The 15,132-nt window shown below is 66.0% G+C and carries 12 protein-coding genes, 2 pseudogenes and 2 riboswitches; of the genes and pseudogenes, 11 read left to right on the forward strand and 3 right to left on the reverse strand.

The features are described 5' to 3' along the window. Positions 1–30 precede the first annotated feature (30 nt). The gene (chvE, locus tag ASG79_RS11715; RefSeq protein ID WP_142068633.1) at positions 31–1,158 is read right to left on the reverse strand and encodes a multiple monosaccharide ABC transporter substrate-binding protein; all 1,128 of its coding nucleotides are present in this window, start codon (positions 1,156–1,158) and stop codon (positions 31–33) included. Between the two features lie 266 nt (positions 1,159–1,424). Here chvE and araB point away from each other — a divergent pair, with 266 nt between their 5' ends. From araB to ASG79_RS11750, 7 genes are all read left to right on the forward strand, one after another. Beyond that, positions 1,425–3,179 (forward strand): ribulokinase, encoded by a 1,755-nt coding sequence (araB, locus tag ASG79_RS11720; protein ID WP_156400198.1) that lies wholly within the window; start codon positions 1,425–1,427, stop codon positions 3,177–3,179. Beyond that, positions 3,176–3,892 (forward strand): L-ribulose-5-phosphate 4-epimerase, encoded by a 717-nt coding sequence (locus ASG79_RS11725; RefSeq protein WP_018772037.1) that lies wholly within the window; start codon positions 3,176–3,178, stop codon positions 3,890–3,892. The genes araB and ASG79_RS11725 overlap by 4 nt, the downstream gene beginning before the upstream one ends. Before the next feature lie 56 nt (positions 3,893–3,948). Then, positions 3,949–5,469, forward strand: coding sequence for an L-arabinose isomerase (gene araA / locus ASG79_RS11730; protein ID WP_056391202.1), 1,521 nt, complete (start codon positions 3,949–3,951; stop codon positions 5,467–5,469). A gap of 48 nt (positions 5,470–5,517) precedes the next feature. After that, positions 5,518–6,531, forward strand: coding sequence for a LacI family DNA-binding transcriptional regulator (locus ASG79_RS11735; RefSeq protein ID WP_018772035.1), 1,014 nt, complete (start codon positions 5,518–5,520; stop codon positions 6,529–6,531). Positions 6,532–6,638: 107 nt separating this feature from the next. Then, positions 6,639–6,842: a hypothetical protein gene (locus tag ASG79_RS11740; protein WP_056391206.1), complete on the forward strand. Its 204-nt coding sequence runs from the start codon at positions 6,639–6,641 to the stop codon at positions 6,840–6,842. Between the two features lie 92 nt (positions 6,843–6,934). Continuing rightward, positions 6,935–7,237 carry a DUF4193 domain-containing protein gene (locus ASG79_RS11745; protein ID WP_026266196.1) on the forward strand — a complete coding sequence of 101 codons (303 nt, stop codon included), beginning with the start codon at positions 6,935–6,937 and terminating at the stop codon, positions 7,235–7,237. A 159-nt stretch (positions 7,238–7,396) separates the two neighbouring features. Further along, the gene (locus ASG79_RS11750) at positions 7,397–7,942 is read left to right on the forward strand and encodes a hypothetical protein (RefSeq protein WP_018772032.1); all 546 of its coding nucleotides are present in this window, start codon (positions 7,397–7,399) and stop codon (positions 7,940–7,942) included. An 81-nt stretch (positions 7,943–8,023) separates the two neighbouring features. Here the strand turns inward: ASG79_RS11750 and ASG79_RS11755 are convergent, their stop codons facing one another. Next, entirely contained in the window at positions 8,024–9,580 is a 1,557-nt protein-coding gene (locus ASG79_RS11755) for an APC family permease (protein ID WP_018772031.1), read from the reverse strand. Positions 9,581–9,801: 221 nt separating this feature from the next. Here ASG79_RS11755 and ASG79_RS11760 point away from each other — a divergent pair, with 221 nt between their 5' ends. Further along, positions 9,802–10,281 (forward strand): Dps family protein, encoded by a 480-nt coding sequence (locus tag ASG79_RS11760; protein ID WP_018772030.1) that lies wholly within the window; start codon positions 9,802–9,804, stop codon positions 10,279–10,281. Positions 10,282–10,362: 81 nt separating this feature from the next. On the opposite strand, the gene ASG79_RS11765 is transcribed toward ASG79_RS11760, so the two are convergent. Then, the gene (locus tag ASG79_RS11765) at positions 10,363–11,922 is read right to left on the reverse strand and encodes an MFS transporter (RefSeq protein WP_056391209.1); all 1,560 of its coding nucleotides are present in this window, start codon (positions 11,920–11,922) and stop codon (positions 10,363–10,365) included. Between the two features lie 85 nt (positions 11,923–12,007). Between ASG79_RS11765 and ASG79_RS11770 the strand changes: the two genes are divergently transcribed. From ASG79_RS11770 to ASG79_RS24110, 3 genes and pseudogenes are all read left to right on the forward strand, one after another. Further along, on the forward strand, positions 12,008–12,544 hold the full coding sequence (locus tag ASG79_RS11770) for a TetR/AcrR family transcriptional regulator (RefSeq protein ID WP_056391211.1): 537 nt from the start codon (positions 12,008–12,010) through the stop codon (positions 12,542–12,544). A gap of 93 nt (positions 12,545–12,637) precedes the next feature. Then, positions 12,638–12,735, forward strand: a riboswitch (glycine riboswitch). A gap of 26 nt (positions 12,736–12,761) precedes the next feature. Continuing rightward, a riboswitch (glycine riboswitch) is annotated at positions 12,762–12,869 on the forward strand. Positions 12,870–12,922: 53 nt separating this feature from the next. Further along, a pseudogene (locus tag ASG79_RS11775) lies at positions 12,923–14,507 on the forward strand (glycine dehydrogenase (aminomethyl-transferring)); the annotation flags it as partial. Position 14,508: 1 nt separating this feature from the next. Continuing rightward, positions 14,509–15,132 (forward strand): annotated as a pseudogene (locus tag ASG79_RS24110) (glycine dehydrogenase (aminomethyl-transferring)); the annotation flags it as partial.

Raw genomic sequence — 15,132 nt, forward strand, 5'->3', positions numbered from 1 at the left:
GGAGGTCCGGCCACAGCCCCCGGACGCTGACTACTTGACGTCGGCGTCGGTGTAGTAACCCGAGTCGATCAGTTCCTTCTTGTAGTTGTCCTTGGTGATGATCACGGACTTCAGCAGGAAGGCCGGAACAACCTTGACCTTGTTGTTGTAGGTCTTGGTGTCGTTGGTTTCAGGTTCCTGGCCCTTGAGGACGGCGTCGACCATCTTGACGGCCTGTGCGCCGAGCTGGCGGGTGTCCTTAAAGATGGTGGAGTACTGCTCGCCCGCGACGATGGACTTCACGGAGCCCTTTTCGGCGTCCTGGCCGGTGACCACCGGAAGGCTTCCCTTGGCGTAGCCGCCGGTGCTGGTGAGGGCGGAGATGATGCCGATGGACAGGCCGTCGTACGGGGAAAGGACGCCGTTCAGCTTGGTGCCCGAGCTGTAGGCGGAGGTGATGATGTCCTCCATGCGCTTCTGCGCCACGGGTGCCTGCCAGCGAAGGATGGCGGCCTGCTCAAACTTGGTCTGGCCGCTGGGGACCTTCAGGGTGCCGGCATCCATGTAGGGCTTGAGGGTGTCCATGGCGCCGGTCCAGAAGAAGTTGGCGTTGTTGTCGTCCGGGCTTCCGGCGAAAAGTTCGATGTTGAAGGGGCCCTTGCCGTCCACCTTCTTGCCGCTCGCGTCGACCAGGCCCAGGCCGGTCAGCAGCGAGGTGGCCTGCTGGACGCCCACGGTGTAGTTGTCGAACGTGGTGTAGTAGTCCACGTTCGGAGTGCCGTTGATAAGGCGGTCGTAGGCGATGACCTTGACGTTCTGCTCCTTGGCCTTGGCCAGGACGTCGGTCAGGGTGGTGCCGTCGATGGCAGCGATGATCAGGGCCTTGGCGCCCTTGGTCAGCATGTTTTCGATCTGCGAGACCTGCGTGGGGATGTCGTCGTTGGCGAACTGGAGGTCCGTCTTGTAGCCGAGGTCTTTCAGGGACTTCTCAACATTGGCGCCGTCGGCGATCCACCGTTCAGATGTCTGGGTTGGCATCGAGATGCCAACCAGCGAGTCGCTGGGCTTCGCCGCGCCGCTGGATTCGCTGGTTCCGCCACGGGAGCCGCAACCGGTGGCTCCCACGGTCAGGGCGAGGACAAGGGCCACCGCGCCCATGAGTTTTTTGATTCTCACCATAATCTCCTTCCGCGGCAGCATTGCCGCGAAGTGTTGTTGGGCCGGGAAGCAACGGTGCTCCCGGTCCTGGCCACATGGTTGATGTGTCGGTTCAATATAGACTGATTTGTGAACGCTAACAAGAGCCTTCTCCCGGAAACTCCGAAATCTTTCGATGTCATTGACTTCTTCTTTGTTAGCGTTCACACTTGCTGCAGCACTTAGCTCGACCCTGACCCTACAAAACCGGTAATGAGGCCGCTTGCCTCCCGGATGGAGGCAACCCCATGCCAGATGCGCTGTTCACTTCCAGCTCCGACCCCCGCCACGACCACTGCGTGGTCGGCGTGGACTTCGGGACCCTGTCCGGCCGCGCCGTGGTGGTGCGGGTCCGCGACGGCAAGGAGCTTGGGAGCGCCGTCCATGAATATCCCCATGCGGTGGTGACCGGCTCCCTGCCCGGTGACGTGGCGGGCGACGACGGCACGCGGCTTCCCGGCGAATGGGCGCTTCAGGTGCCCAACGACTACCGGGACGTCCTGCGCACCGCCGTTCCTGCCGCGGTGGCTGACGCGGGGATCGACCCGGCCGCCGTCGTCGGCATTGCCACCGACTTCACCGCCTGCACCATGGTGCCCGTGAAGGCCGATGGCACGCCGCTGAACGAATTGCCGGGCTATGCCAACCGCCCGCATGCCTACGTGAAGCTCTGGCGCCACCACGCCGCCCAGGGGCAGGCCGACCGGATCAACCGGCTGGCGGCCGAACGGGGCGAGGACTGGCTTCCCCGCTACGGCGGCCTGATCTCGTCCGAGTGGGAATTCGCCAAAGGCCTGCAGCTGCTGGAAGAGGACCCGGAGGCCTACGCCGAAATGGACCACTGGGTGGAGGCGGCCGACTGGATCGTCTGGCAGCTGTGCGGCCGCTACGTCCGCAACGCCTGCACCGCCGGCTACAAGGGCATCTACCAGGACGGGCGGTACCCCTCGGAGGATTTCCTGGCCGCCCTGAATCCGGACTTCAAGGACTTTGTCAGTTCCAAGCTGGAGCACACGATCGGGCGGCTGGGGGACGCCGCAGGGACCCTGACGGCGGAGGCTGCAGCCTGGACCGGGCTGCCGGAGGGCATCGCCGTGGCCGTGGGAAACGTTGACGCCCACGTCACTGCCCCTGCTGCCAAGGCCGTGGAATCCGGCCAGCTGGTGGCTATCATGGGCACCTCCACCTGCCATGTGATGAACGGCAGCGAACTGCGTGAAGTGCCGGGAATGTGCGGGGCAGTGGACGGCGGCATCGTGCCCGGCCTGTGGGGCTACGAGGCCGGTCAGTCCGGTGTGGGGGACATCTTCGGCTGGTTCACCAGGTACGGCGTCCCGCCCGAATACCATGAGGCTGCCGGGGACGCGGGGCTGGGAATCCACGAGTACCTCACCGGACTGGCGTCGCGGCAGGCCATCGGGGAGCACGGCCTGATCGCGCTCGACTGGCACTCGGGCAACCGCTCGGTGCTGGTGGACCACGAGCTGTCCGGCATCGTGGTGGGCCAGACCCTTGCCACCCGGCCCGAGGACACCTACCGTGCCCTGCTGGAAGCCACGGCCTTCGGAACCCGCACCATCGTGGACGCCTTCCGCGACGCCGGGGTTCCGGTCAGGGAATTCATCGTGGCCGGCGGCCTGCTCAAGAACAGGCTGCTGATGCAGATCTACGCGGACGCCACCGGCCTGCAGCTGTCCACTATCGGCTCGGAGCAGGGCCCGGCCCTGGGATCGGCCATCCACGCCGCCGTGGCCGCGGGTGAATACGCGGACATCCGGGAAGCCGCCGCCGCCATGGGCGCCGAACCCGGCGAGGTCTACACGCCGATCCCGGAAAACGTTGCCGCGTACGAGGAACTGTTCCAGGAATACAAGGCACTGCACGACTACTTTGGCCGCGGCGGCAATGACGTGATGCACCGGCTCAAGGCCATCCAGCGCAAAGCCGCCCGGGCCAGCCTGCCCGGCTCCGCCGCCGAACCTGCCGTGGGGGTCTCCGCATGAGCACCGACACCGGGATCCTGGAAACCATCGCCCGGGTCCGTGAGGAAGTGTGTGCGCTGCATGCCGAGCTGACCCGCTACGAACTGGTGGTGTGGACCGCAGGCAACGTTTCCGCCCGGGTGCCGGGCACCGACCTCATGGTCATCAAGCCCTCCGGGGTCGCCTACCAGGACCTGACCCCGGAACAGATGATCGTGACGGACCTGCACGGCATGCCCGTCAGGGGCACCAACGTCGGTGGCGGCGGGACCGTGGACTGGGGCAACCCGCCGCTGTCGCCGTCGTCGGACACCGCAGCGCACGCCTACGTGTACCGGCACATGCCGGAGGTGGGGGGCGTGGTGCACACCCACTCCACCTACGCCACTGCCTGGGCTGCCCGGGGGGAGGCCATTCCGTGCGTGCTGACCATGATGGGCGATGAGTTCGGCGGCTCCATCCCGGTGGGCCCATTCGCGCTGATCGGGGACGACTCGATCGGCCACGGGATCGTGGAGACGCTGAAGAACTCCAATTCACCGGCGGTCCTGATGCAGAACCACGGCCCCTTCACCATCGGCAAGGACGCCCGCTCCGCGGTGAAGGCCGCCGTGATGTGCGAGGAAGTGGCCCGCACCGTCCACATCTCCCGCCAGCTGGGCGAACCGCTGCCCATCGACCAGGGCTCCATCGACTCCCTCTATGCCCGCTACCAGAACGTCTACGGCCAATAAACAACACAGGCCAGTAATCCACGGCGCCGTCATTACACAACTTCCCAGGAGAATCCATGAGCACCGCAGCAAGCACCTCCCTCGACGGCTACGAGGTCTGGTTCCTCACCGGCAGCCAGCACCTGTACGGGGAGGAGGTCCTCAAGCAGGTGGCCGCCCAGTCGCAGGAGATCGCCAACCAGCTCAACGCCAATTCCGCCGTCCCGGTCAAGATCGTCTGGAAGCCGGTCCTCACCGATTCGGATGCCATCCGGCGCACCGCCCTGGAGGCGAACGCCGATGATTCCGTGATCGGTGTGACCGCCTGGATGCACACGTTCAGCCCGGCCAAGATGTGGATCCAGGGCCTGGACCTGCTGCGTAAGCCCCTGTTGCACCTGCACACCCAGGCCAACCGGGACCTGCCGTGGGCGGACATCGACTTCGACTTCATGAACCTGAACCAGGCCGCGCACGGCGACCGCGAGTTCGGGTACATCCAGTCCCGCCTGGGCATCGCCCGGAAGACCGTCGTCGGGCATGTCTCCAACCCCGAGGTGGCACGCCAGGTGGGCTCCTGGCAGCGCGCCGCCGCCGGCTGGGCCGCCGTCCGCACCCTTAAGCTGACACGCTTCGGGGACAACATGCGCAACGTCGCCGTCACCGAAGGCGACAAGACCGAGGCGGAGCTGCGCTTCGGCGTCGCCGTGAACACCTGGTCCGTCAACGAGCTCGCGGACGCCGTGCACGGCGCGGCGGAGTCCGACGTCGACGCGCTGGTGGCGGAATATGCGGACCTTTACGACGTGGTGCCGGAGCTCCGCGCAGGCGCGGCCAGGCATGAATCGCTGCGGTACGGCGCCCGGATCGAGCTGGGCCTGCGCAGCTTCCTGGAGGGCAACGGCTCCGCCGCGTTCACCACCTCCTTCGAGGACCTGGGCGCCCTGCGGCAGCTTCCCGGCCTTGCGGTCCAGCGGCTCATGGCCGCCGGCTACGGCTTTGGCGCCGAAGGCGACTGGAAGACCGCCATCCTGGTGCGCGCCGCGAAGGTGATGGGTGCCGGCCTGCCCGGCGGTGCCTCCCTGATGGAGGACTACACGTACCACCTGGAGCCCGGGTCCGAGAAGATCCTGGGCGCCCACATGCTCGAGGTTTGCCCCTCCCTCACGGCGTCGAAGCCGCGCCTGGAAATCCACCCGCTGGGCATCGGCGGCAAGGAGGACCCGGTCCGCCTGGTGTTCGACGCCGATGCCTCCCCGGGCGTCGTCGTCGCCCTGTCCGACATGCGGGACCGTTTCCGCCTGGTGGCCAACGCCGTCGACGTCGTTCCCCTGGACCGGCCGCTGCCCAACCTGCCCGTGGCCCGCGCCCTGTGGGAGCCCAAGCCGGACTTCGCAACCTCCGCAGCAGCCTGGCTCACAGCCGGCGCTGCCCACCACACCGTGCTCTCCACCCAGGTGGGCATGGACGTGTTCGAGGACTTCGCCGAGATCGCCAAAACCGAACTGCTGACCATTGACCACGACACCACCATCCGGCAGTTCAAGAAGGACCTGAACTGGAACGCCGCCTACTACAAGCTGGCAGGCGGGATCTGATCCAATGGCACGGCTGAGCTCCCGGCGCCCGCCACGGACAACAAACCCGTGACGCACGGCAAACCACGCCGGCTGCCGAGGCTTGAGGACGTGGCGGAGCTGGCCGGGGTCTCACACCAGACCGTGTCACGGGTGGTCAACAACCACCCCAACGTGAGCCCGGGGACGCGGGAAAAAGTGGAAGCGGTGATAGCCCGGCTCGGCTACCGCCGCAACACCGCAGCCCGGAGCCTGGTCACCCGGCGCTCGCAGACCATAGGGGTCCTGGGCAGCGAGCTCTCCCAGTACGGTCCTGCCAATACATTGCTGGGCGTGGAACGCGCTGCGAGGGACGCCGGATATTTCGTCAGCGTCGCCGCGTTGCGGGAGGTCAGCCGGGACGCGATCCTGGACGCCGTCAGGCACTTCCTGGACCAGTCGGTGGACGGCATCGTGGTGATCGTTCCGCACCTTGAGACGTTGGCCGCCCTGGCGGAACTTCCCATCGGGGTCCCGGTGGTGGCCGTTGGACCCGAGGGGAATGACACTGTTGGCGGCGTCAGGGTGGACCAGCGCCGCGGGGCCGAACTCGCCGTGCGGCACCTCATTGGGCAGGGGCACGTCAGGATCGGGCACGTCGCGGGCCCGCAGGACTGGATCGATGCCGTGGCGCGTGCCGACGGCTGGCGGTCCACCCTTGCCTCCGCCGGACTCGAGGCGGACCTGATCATCGAAGGTGACTGGAGCGCCGGCAGCGGCTACGCCATCGGCCGGCGGATCGCGGCCACCCGCCGGGCCACCGCCCTCTTCGTGGGCAACGACCAGATGGCCCTGGGAGTCCTGCGCGCCCTGACCGAGGCCGGCATCAAAGTGCCGCAGGACGTGTCCGTGGTGGGCTTCGACGACCAGCCCGAGGCCGGCTATTTCAGTCCGCCGCTGACGGTGGTCCGGCAGGATTTCGAGGAACTGGGCCGGCGGTGCATGCAGATGATGTTGACGGCGTTCAGCGGCGCGGAAGGACCCCGGACACTTGTCGTGGAGCCGGAACTCGTCCTGCGCAGCAGCACGGCACCGCCCGCCTGAAGAGCACGCTTGAAGAATCCGGCCGGAGATCCTGCCGGCAGCTGATTTAATCCGGGGGAGACCGGCGCGAAACGTGGCCACAACAATCGCTGCGTAGTTTTCAGTGCATGACGGCTACCCTGCTCATCCGGCTCCGCGACTGGCTGCTGGACACCTTCACCTACGAATCCGAGTCCAGTGCCGCCGGCGCCATGGCCGACGCCACCCGGTGGGGCTGGCTTCCGGCCTTGAGCGGAGTGTCCCTCGGTGCCGACCAGGCCCGGTCCGGGCATGCAGGAACAGCGGGCGGAAGCGGCGGAATGTCTGCTTAGCCACACTATTGCGCCGGTAGCGCGATAATGCCCTAAACTGCTGCACTGAGGTGCCTGAAATGGCGCTGCGCAGCAACGAAAGTGAACACGCTATGGCTACCGATTACGATGCTCCACGCAAGCAGGAAGAAGAGTCGCCGGCCGACTCTCTCGAGGCCCTCCAGGCGTCACGGGGCGGCAACGCGCAGACCGCGGTTATCGATGTCGACGAGAACGACACCGCTGAAGGCATCGACCTGCCCGGCGCCGATCTGTCCAATGAGGAACTGACCGTCATTGTGGTTCCCGAGCAGTCCGATGAGTTCACCTGCTCGTCGTGCTTCCTGGTTCGGCACCGCTCCCAGGTTGCCCGTGAAAAGGACGGCCTGAAGTACTGCCGCGACTGCGAAGGCTGAGTGTCTTCCTGATTTTTGCCGGCGCCGGCCACCTCCCCGAGGTGGCCGGCGCTGCTTTGTCCCCGGACGCCGTCGTTATCAAAATGCCCCCTCGTTTCCCGGTCCGGACACTCCTACGCTGGAAGCATCCAATGGTCTTTAGTCGTGGATGGCACTGCTATGAAGAAGTTCCTCACCTGGCTCGCGGCAATCCTGTTGGCTTCCGGGCTGGGAATCGTGGTCCAGGCACCCGCCTCGGCGGCGCCCTACTGCGGCCTCACATGGGGCTCCCTTGCGAAGACCGGGCAGGATACGGGGACCGCATCGGTCACCAATGTCCGGACCGGGCAGCACTACTGCTTCGACCGGCTGGTGGTGGACCTCAACGGGCCCGCCGTGTCCTACACGGTGCAGTATGTGCCGCGGATTGAGCAGGAAGGCTCCGGGGCCTTTATCCCGGTACGGGGCGGCGCGCGCCTGCATATCAGCATCAAGGCGCCGTCCTACGACCAGAACGGCAACCCCACCTACAACCCGGCGGACAAGGCTGAACTCAGCAACGTGGCCGGCTACCAGACGTTCCGCCAGGTGGTTTCGGCCGGAAGCTTCGAGGGGTACACAAGCCTCGGGCTGGGCGTCCGGGCCCGCCTCCCGTTCCGGGTCTTCACCCTGGCCGGTCCCGGCCCGGGCTCGCGCCTTGTGATCGACGTGGCGCACTACTGGTGAAAACGAAAAAGATGCCGTGCCCCCATGATGGGGGCACGGCACCTTTTTCGTTCAGGCAGCGTTGTGGCGGCCTTCAGCGATCTATTCCGGCACTACCAGCGCGGGGGTGTCCCGCTTGAGGGTTTCGCCGCGGAAGAAGCCGGGGTGCGTGCGGGACATGACCAGCATGACGACGGCGCCCAGGGCCAGGATGCCGATGCCCAGGATGAACACCAGGCCCACGCCGAAGACCTCGGAACCACTGCCGAACTCCGGCGCCAGGCTGTCCACGGCGGTCTGGACGAATACCACGAACAGGCCCACGCCGCCCACCACCGGGCATACCAGCCGCAGCAGGAAGTGGCGGGTGCTGTTGAACAGGCTGTGGCGGAAGTACCAGGTGCAGGCCAGCGCGGTGAGGCCGTAGTAGAAGCAGATCATCAGACCCAGGGCCAGGATGGTGTCATTCAGGACGTTTTCGCTGACCACGTGCATCACCGCGTAGAACCCGGCGGACAGGATGCCGGCGGCGATGGTGGCGTAGCCCGGCGTCGCGAACTTCCTGCTGATCCGGCTGAACGGTTCAGGCAGGGCGCCGTAGTGCGCCATGGCCAGCAGGCTTCGGGACGGCGACATGAACGTGGACTGGAGGGAGGCCGCGGAACTGGACAGCACGGCGAGGGACATCAGGATGGCGAAGGGGCCCATGATGGGGGAGGCCAGGGCCGTGAAGATGTTCTCTTGGTTGTCGGCGTTGTTCAGGCCGTTGCCGGTGTCCCCGACGCCGGCGAACATCATGGTGGCGATGCTGACCAGGAGGTAGATGGCCAGGACGATGACGGCGGTCAGGGTGCCGGCCAGTCCGGCCGTCTTCTGGCCGTTCGCTGTTTCCTCGTTGACCGTTAGGCACACATCCCAGCCCCAGTACACGAAGATCGACAGCGAGATGCCGGCGGCAATCTGGCCGAACGTCTCGATCTTCGTGACGTCGAACCAGTCCCAGCTGAACGGGATGGCCGTTTCGGACGTGGACCAGTTGGCGAAGGCCATGGCGACGAACAGGCCCAGGACCAGAAGCTGGAAGCCCACCAGGCCGTACTGCACCACCTTGGTGGTGTGCAGCCCGCGGTAGCTGACCCAAACAGCCAGCGCCACGAACACGAAGCAGGTCAGGACGTTCAACGCTTTGTTGCCGGCCAGGTCTGCCAGTTCCGGTGAGCCGGTGAGCTGGGACAGGAAGAGGTAGAAGAAGTCGACGGCGACGCCTGCCAGGTTGGACAGCACGATGATGTTGGCGGCCAGCAGGCCCCAGCCGCCCATCCAGCCGACCCAGGGGCCGAAGGCCTTGGTCACCCAGGTGAAGGTTGTGCCGCTGTCCGGGGAGTCGGCATTGAGCTCCCGGTAGGCGAGCGAGACCAGGATCATGGGGATGAACCCGATCAGGAAGATGACTGGCAACTGGAGTCCGGCTTCATTGACGGTGGGTCCGAGTGCGCTGGTGAGGGTGTAGGCGGGGGCGATGGTTGAAATGCCCAGGACGACGACGGCGAGGAGCCCGAGCTGCCCGCCCTTGAGGCCTTTGGCGCTGACGCCGTCCGCGGACGGGGCGTGGGCGTGCGGACCGGGTTTGGCCGTACTGGTGCGGATTGTCTCTGTCATGGCACCACTTTCTGGAAGGCTGTGAGACGGAGGTCACTATATGAATGGCGTTCATTTAGTATGGGGGTGCCGGACCTGTGATGCAAGACGCAATATGAATCACATTCGTTTATGACTTCCTTTCCAAATTAGTAAGCTCACTGAGAAATTGCCGAAAGCCCTGCCGCCGCTAGGTGCTCGGCTGGTAGCGTCGGCCGTATTGGACCACTTGAGGAGGACGCATGAAAGCTTCACCGACACTGACCAACAATCTGCAGGCTGTCCTGGCCGACCTGATCGAACTGCACGTCCAGGGCAAGCAGGCGCACTGGAACATCGTGGGCACCAACTTCCGCGACCTGCACCTGCAGCTTGATGAGATCGTCGACGCTGCCCGCCAGTTCGCCGACGACACAGCCGAACGGATGCGCGCCCTGCATGCACTCCCGGACGGCCGCAGCTCCACCGTTGCCGAAACCACCAGCCTGGCCCAGTTCCCTGAAGGGCTGATCAGCACTACGGATGCCATCGAGCGGATCGTTGCCGCCATGGAAGCCGCCGTGGGCACCATGCGCAAAGTCCATGACGAGGTGGACGAGGAGGATCCCACCTCCGCGGACCTCCTGCACGAGTTCATTGCCCGGCTGGAGCAGTTTGCCTGGATGGTACAGGCTGAAAACATGAAGCCGACCGCCAAGGTCACAGCCGCCGACTCCAAGTAGCCGGCAGCCACCCGCCTGGACCCTTTGGGCGCCTGGTATCGGAATTGATCCGGTACCAGGCGCCCTTTTTGTTTCGCTTGGTCAGGCCGCTTTCGGCACCTTCCGCAGCACGACGGCGGCGAGGACTGCCGCCGTCGCCATCAGTACCAGCCCAATTGCCGCAGTGATGTGCACGCCGGAATCAAACGCTGACGCCGCAGCGTCCCGGACGGTGTCCGACAGGGAAGCGGGCAGCAGGTTTGCTGCTTCCACTGCGCCGGCAAGTGTTTCCCTCGCGCTGTGCAGGGAGGAGCCGGGCAGCATGCCGTCAAGGCCTGCGGGCAACCGCAGGTTCTGCTGGTAGGACGCCGTCAGGATGGAGCCCAGTACCGCCGTGCCCAGCAGCGACCCCACCTCGTAGCCGGTCTCGGAGATTGCCGCGGCAGCGCCTGACTTCTCCGGCGGCGCGGACCCGAGGATGAGGTCGTTGGAGATGGTTTCGGCCGTACCCACGCCCAGTGCAAGGACCAGCAGGGCTGCCAGCAGCAGCGAGGGGCCGCCGTCGTGATTCCCGAATGCCACCATGGTGTAGCCGGTGGCACTGAACGCCAACCCCGCTGCCACCACGTATCCCGGGCGGACCTTGCGGACCAGCGGCACCACCACCAGGCCGGCCACCACCGTGGCGGCCAGTGCCGGGATCATGGCAACGCCCGCTGCGGACGGCGTCATTCCCTCGAGGAGTTGGAGGTGCTGGGCGAGGAACAGGATGAAGCCGTTGAAGGAGAACAGGGCAAGGATGTTGGCGCTGATGGCCATGCTGAACACCCTGTTCCGGAACAGGGACATGTCCAGCAGGGGGTGCGCCAGCCGCTGCTGCCGCTGCACGAACACCGCCCCCATGGCCAGGCCGAAGGCGATGGCGCCCAGACCTGCCGCCCCTGGACCTTCGGTGGCAACTGCCTTGATCCCGTAGACAACGGGCACCATGACCAGCATGGAGAGCAGGATGCTGGGGATGTCCACCTTGCCGGGTGCCGGATCCTTCGATTCCGGGATGAGGGCCGGTCCAAACGCCAGCAGGGGGAGCATGAGGGGGACCGCCACCAGGAAGACGGCACCCCACCAGAAGTGCTCCACCAGCCAGCCGCCGAAGATCGGACCCAGGGCCGCGCCGCCGGAGAATCCGGCGGCCCAGATGGCGACGGCCAGCCTGCGGCGATTGGGCTCGGGGAAAATGTTGCGGATCAGCGACAAGGTGGACGGCATCAGCATGGCGCCGAAGAATCCCAGGGCGGCGCGGCCGGCGATGAGCCATTCCGGCGCGGGTGCAAAAGCCGTCGCAACGGACAGCGCGGCAAAGCCGATGCTGCCAAGGGTGAGCAGCCTCCGCCGCCCAATCCGGTCGCCGAGGCTTCCCATTGATACCAGCAGCCCGGCCAGCACCAGGGGGTAGGCGTCAACGATCCACAGCAGCTGCACGCCCGTGGGTTCCAGGGCCCGGGCGATGGCCGGCAGCGCGAACGTCAGTGCGGTGTTGTCCACCGCCACCAGCAGCACGGGAAACATCAGGAGCCCCATCGCCAGCCAGTCGCGCCACGGAGGACGCACGGAAGTGCTGCTTGCCTGCCCGGTTGCCGAACTCTCGATGGAAGTGGTCATGAGATAACTATACCGTCCGGACGGTATAGTTTAAAAATGCGATGGTTTTCCTTATTCCTGCACGGGGGAGGGCATGATGGAGGGCATGCCCCGAAAGCCTGTTGCCCGTGACGCGGTCCTTGACGCCTTCGAGTCCCTGCTGATTGAAGTGGGTGAGCGGGCGGCCACCCTCGATGCCGTGGCGCGCAAGGCCGGCGTATCCAAAGGCGGCCTCCTCTACCACTTTCCCAACAAGGAAGCCCTGATTGCCGTGTTGCTTGACCGCCTGGAGGGCCTGGCGGGCGAGGATGCCGATGCCATGGCGTCGGCAGCTGAAGGCGCCGCGGCCTACTTCATCCGTTCCTCGGTCTGGGCGGATACCCCTTTGGACCGTGCCATCGTGGCCGCCACCCGGCTTGCAGAGGTGGCCCACGAGGAGACGCGGCGCCGCTTCGCGGCCATCCAGCAGCGCTGGCTGGACGAAATTGCTGCGGATGTGGGACCTGGGCTGGCCAAGGCAGTCCTCTATATGGGGGACGGCCTGTACTTCAACGCCATGCTGTCCGTGGCCCCTGCGCCGGCCGGGGGAGCGGCCGCTGACGTGGAGGAACTCCTGGCCGCGCTGGAACGGCTCCGCAGGTAGCTCCGTCATTTGCCGGGAGGGGTTGCCGCGTAGGACAATAGAAAGTTGTGAGGGCTGTCACCGGTCTTCATGATCCAACAAATGAATAGCCTTTGATCTGCGGCGGGAGAGTTCTGCCGGAAGTACAGGCAGGCGCCGTAGGAGCAAATCCTCCCCAGGAATCTCGCAGGCCCCCGTACCGCCGCGGCGAGGCACCTCTGGAAAGCAGCAGGCAGTCTTATTCTCTTTTGGAGAGGTAGGGACTGTTGTGCTCACCGACGGTGCAAGCGGGTCCTGCCCAGGCAGGGAACGCGGAAACTCTCAGGTCCAATACAGAGCGGGGAGGAACCCGAATAGCTGTGGCGTACCCTTCGCCGCCTGAGTAAATGGAGTTCCTTCGTGTCGGTTACCCCAGCCTCCACCACTTTCGTAGACCGCCATATCGGCGCGCGCCGCCAGGCCGACGTCGACACCATGCTCAAAGCCGTAGGCTACGACTCGGTCGATTCCCTTGTGGACACCGCGGTTCCCAAGGTCATCCGCCAGGACACCGCCCTTCGCCTGCAGGACGCCCTCAGTGAGGTTGAAGTCCTCACGGAACTGCGGAAGCTTGCCGCCAAGAACAAGACGGCGGTGCAGCTGATCGGCCAGGGCTACTACGACACCGTGACTCCGCCGGTGATCCGCCGCAACATCCTGGAATCCCCGGCCTGGTACACCGCCTACACGCCCTACCAGCCGGAGATTTCGCAGGGCCGGCTTGAGGCGCTGCTGAACTTCCAGACCATGGTGCAGGACCTTGTGGGCCTGCCCATCGCCAACGCTTCGCTGCTGGATGAAGCAACGGCGGTGGCCGAGGCCGTGCTGCTGATGCGCCGCGCCAACAAGACCAAGCCCGCGGCAGACGGCAAGACCGTCCTGGACATCGACGTGCTGCCGCAGACCATCGCCATAGTGCTGGGCCGGGCGGAGGCGCTCGGCTTCGAGGTGGAGGTCGCCGACCTGTCCAAGGGCCTGCCCGACGGCGACATCAACGGGATCGTGCTGCAGCAGCCCGGCGCTTCCGGCCGCGTCTGGGACCAGTCCGCGGTGATCTCTGCAGCGAAGGACCGGGGCGCGCTGGTCACGGTCGCTGCGGACCTGCTGGCCCTGACACTGATCACACCTCCGGGCGAGCAGGGCGCGGACATTGCCGTCGGCTCAGCCCAGCGTTTTGGCGTGCCGCTGTTCTTCGGCGGCCCCCATGCCGCCTACATGGCTGTCCGCAAAGGCCTGGAGCGTTCCTTGCCTGGCCGCCTGGTTGGGGTATCAAAGGACGACGCCGGCACGCCTGCCTACCGGTTGGCCCTGCAGACCCGCGAGCAGCACATCCGCCGCGAGAAGGCCACGTCCAACATCTGCACCGCCCAGGCGCTGCTGGCCATCGTTGCGTCCATGTACGCCGTTTACCACGGCCCCGACGGCCTGAAGGCGATTGCCCAAACGGCGCACCGCCACGCCCGTAGCCTGGCGGCCTCGCTTGCGGCCGCCGGCGTCGAGGTGCTGCACACGAGCTTCTTCGACACCCTTACGGTCCGGGTGCCCGGACGGGCTGCTGGCATCATCGCCGACGCCGAGGCGCGGGGCATCAACCTGCGCAGCGTCGACGCCGACACCGTAGGCATCGCCCTCGATGAAACCACGACGGTGGCCATCGTCGCCCAGGTTGCCGACGTCTTTGGCGCCACGGTTGCCGAGGTCCAGGGCGAGGGCCAGGGCTTTGGGCTGGAGGCCGCCGTCGAGCGTTCCTCCGACTACCTGCAGCACCCGGTCTTCAACACTCACCGGTCTGAAACCCAGCTGCTGCGTTACATCCGCAAGCTCTCGGACCGCGACCTGGCGCTGGACCGCACCATGATCCCGCTGGGTTCATGCACCATGAAGCTGAACGCCACGGCCGAGAGATGCCGAACTTCTTCAGGGTGTGGGCGAACAGGTTGTACGTNATGAAGCTGAACGCCACGGCCGAGATGGAAGCCATTTCCTGGCCGGAGTTCGCCTCGATCCACCCGTTCGCCCCGGACTCTCAGACCGAAGGCTGGCGCGAACTCATCGCCGGCCTGGAAGCGGACCTGACCACGATCACCGGGTATGACCAGGTGTCCATCCAGCCCAACGCGGGCTCGCAGGGCGAGCTCGCCGGGCTGCTCGCGATCCGCGGCTACCACCATTCCCGGGGCGAGCAGCAGCGCAACGTCTGCCTGATCCCGGCCTCGGCGCACGGCACCAACGCCGCCTCCGCCGTGCTCGCGGGCATGAAGGTGGTCGTCGTGGCCACGGCTGCCGACGGCACCATCGACCACGACGACCTGACGGCCAAGATCGAGGCCAACAAGGACGTCCTCTCGGCCATCATGATCACCTACCCCTCCACCCACGGTGTCTACGATGGGGATGTCCGCGAAGTCTGTGACGCTGTGCACGCCGCGGGCGGCCAGGTCTACATCGACGGCGCCAACCTCAACGCCCTGGTAGGGCTGGCCCAGCCGGGCCAGTTCGGCGGGGACGTGTCCCACCTGAACCTGCACAAGACCTTCTGCATCCCGCACGGCGGCGGGGGACCCGGCGTC

It is taken from the genome of Arthrobacter sp. Soil761, assembly GCF_001428325.1.
Lineage (GTDB): Bacteria > Actinomycetota > Actinomycetes > Actinomycetales > Micrococcaceae > Arthrobacter.

Bases quoted from the DNA above. Each gene is read 5' to 3' on its own strand.
- ASG79_RS11745 (WP_026266196.1), top strand. From the start codon at position 6,935: ATGGCTACCGATTACGATGCTCCACGCAAGCAGGAAGAAGAGTCGCCG.
- ASG79_RS11765 (WP_056391209.1), bottom strand. From the start codon at position 11,922: ATGACCACTTCCATCGAGAGTTCGGCAACCGGGCAGGCAAGCAGCACT.
- ASG79_RS11750 (WP_018772032.1), top strand. From the start codon at position 7,397: ATGAAGAAGTTCCTCACCTGGCTCGCGGCAATCCTGTTGGCTTCCGGG.
- chvE (WP_142068633.1), bottom strand. From the start codon at position 1,158: ATGGTGAGAATCAAAAAACTCATGGGCGCGGTGGCCCTTGTCCTCGCC.
- ASG79_RS11770 (WP_056391211.1), top strand. From the start codon at position 12,008: ATGCCCCGAAAGCCTGTTGCCCGTGACGCGGTCCTTGACGCCTTCGAG.
- ASG79_RS11725 (WP_018772037.1), top strand. From the start codon at position 3,176: ATGAGCACCGACACCGGGATCCTGGAAACCATCGCCCGGGTCCGTGAG.
- araA (WP_056391202.1), top strand. From the start codon at position 3,949: ATGAGCACCGCAGCAAGCACCTCCCTCGACGGCTACGAGGTCTGGTTC.
- ASG79_RS11740 (WP_056391206.1), top strand. From the start codon at position 6,639: ATGACGGCTACCCTGCTCATCCGGCTCCGCGACTGGCTGCTGGACACC.
- araB (WP_156400198.1), top strand. From the start codon at position 1,425: ATGCCAGATGCGCTGTTCACTTCCAGCTCCGACCCCCGCCACGACCAC.
- ASG79_RS11755 (WP_018772031.1), bottom strand. From the start codon at position 9,580: ATGACAGAGACAATCCGCACCAGTACGGCCAAACCCGGTCCGCACGCC.
- ASG79_RS11760 (WP_018772030.1), top strand. From the start codon at position 9,802: ATGAAAGCTTCACCGACACTGACCAACAATCTGCAGGCTGTCCTGGCC.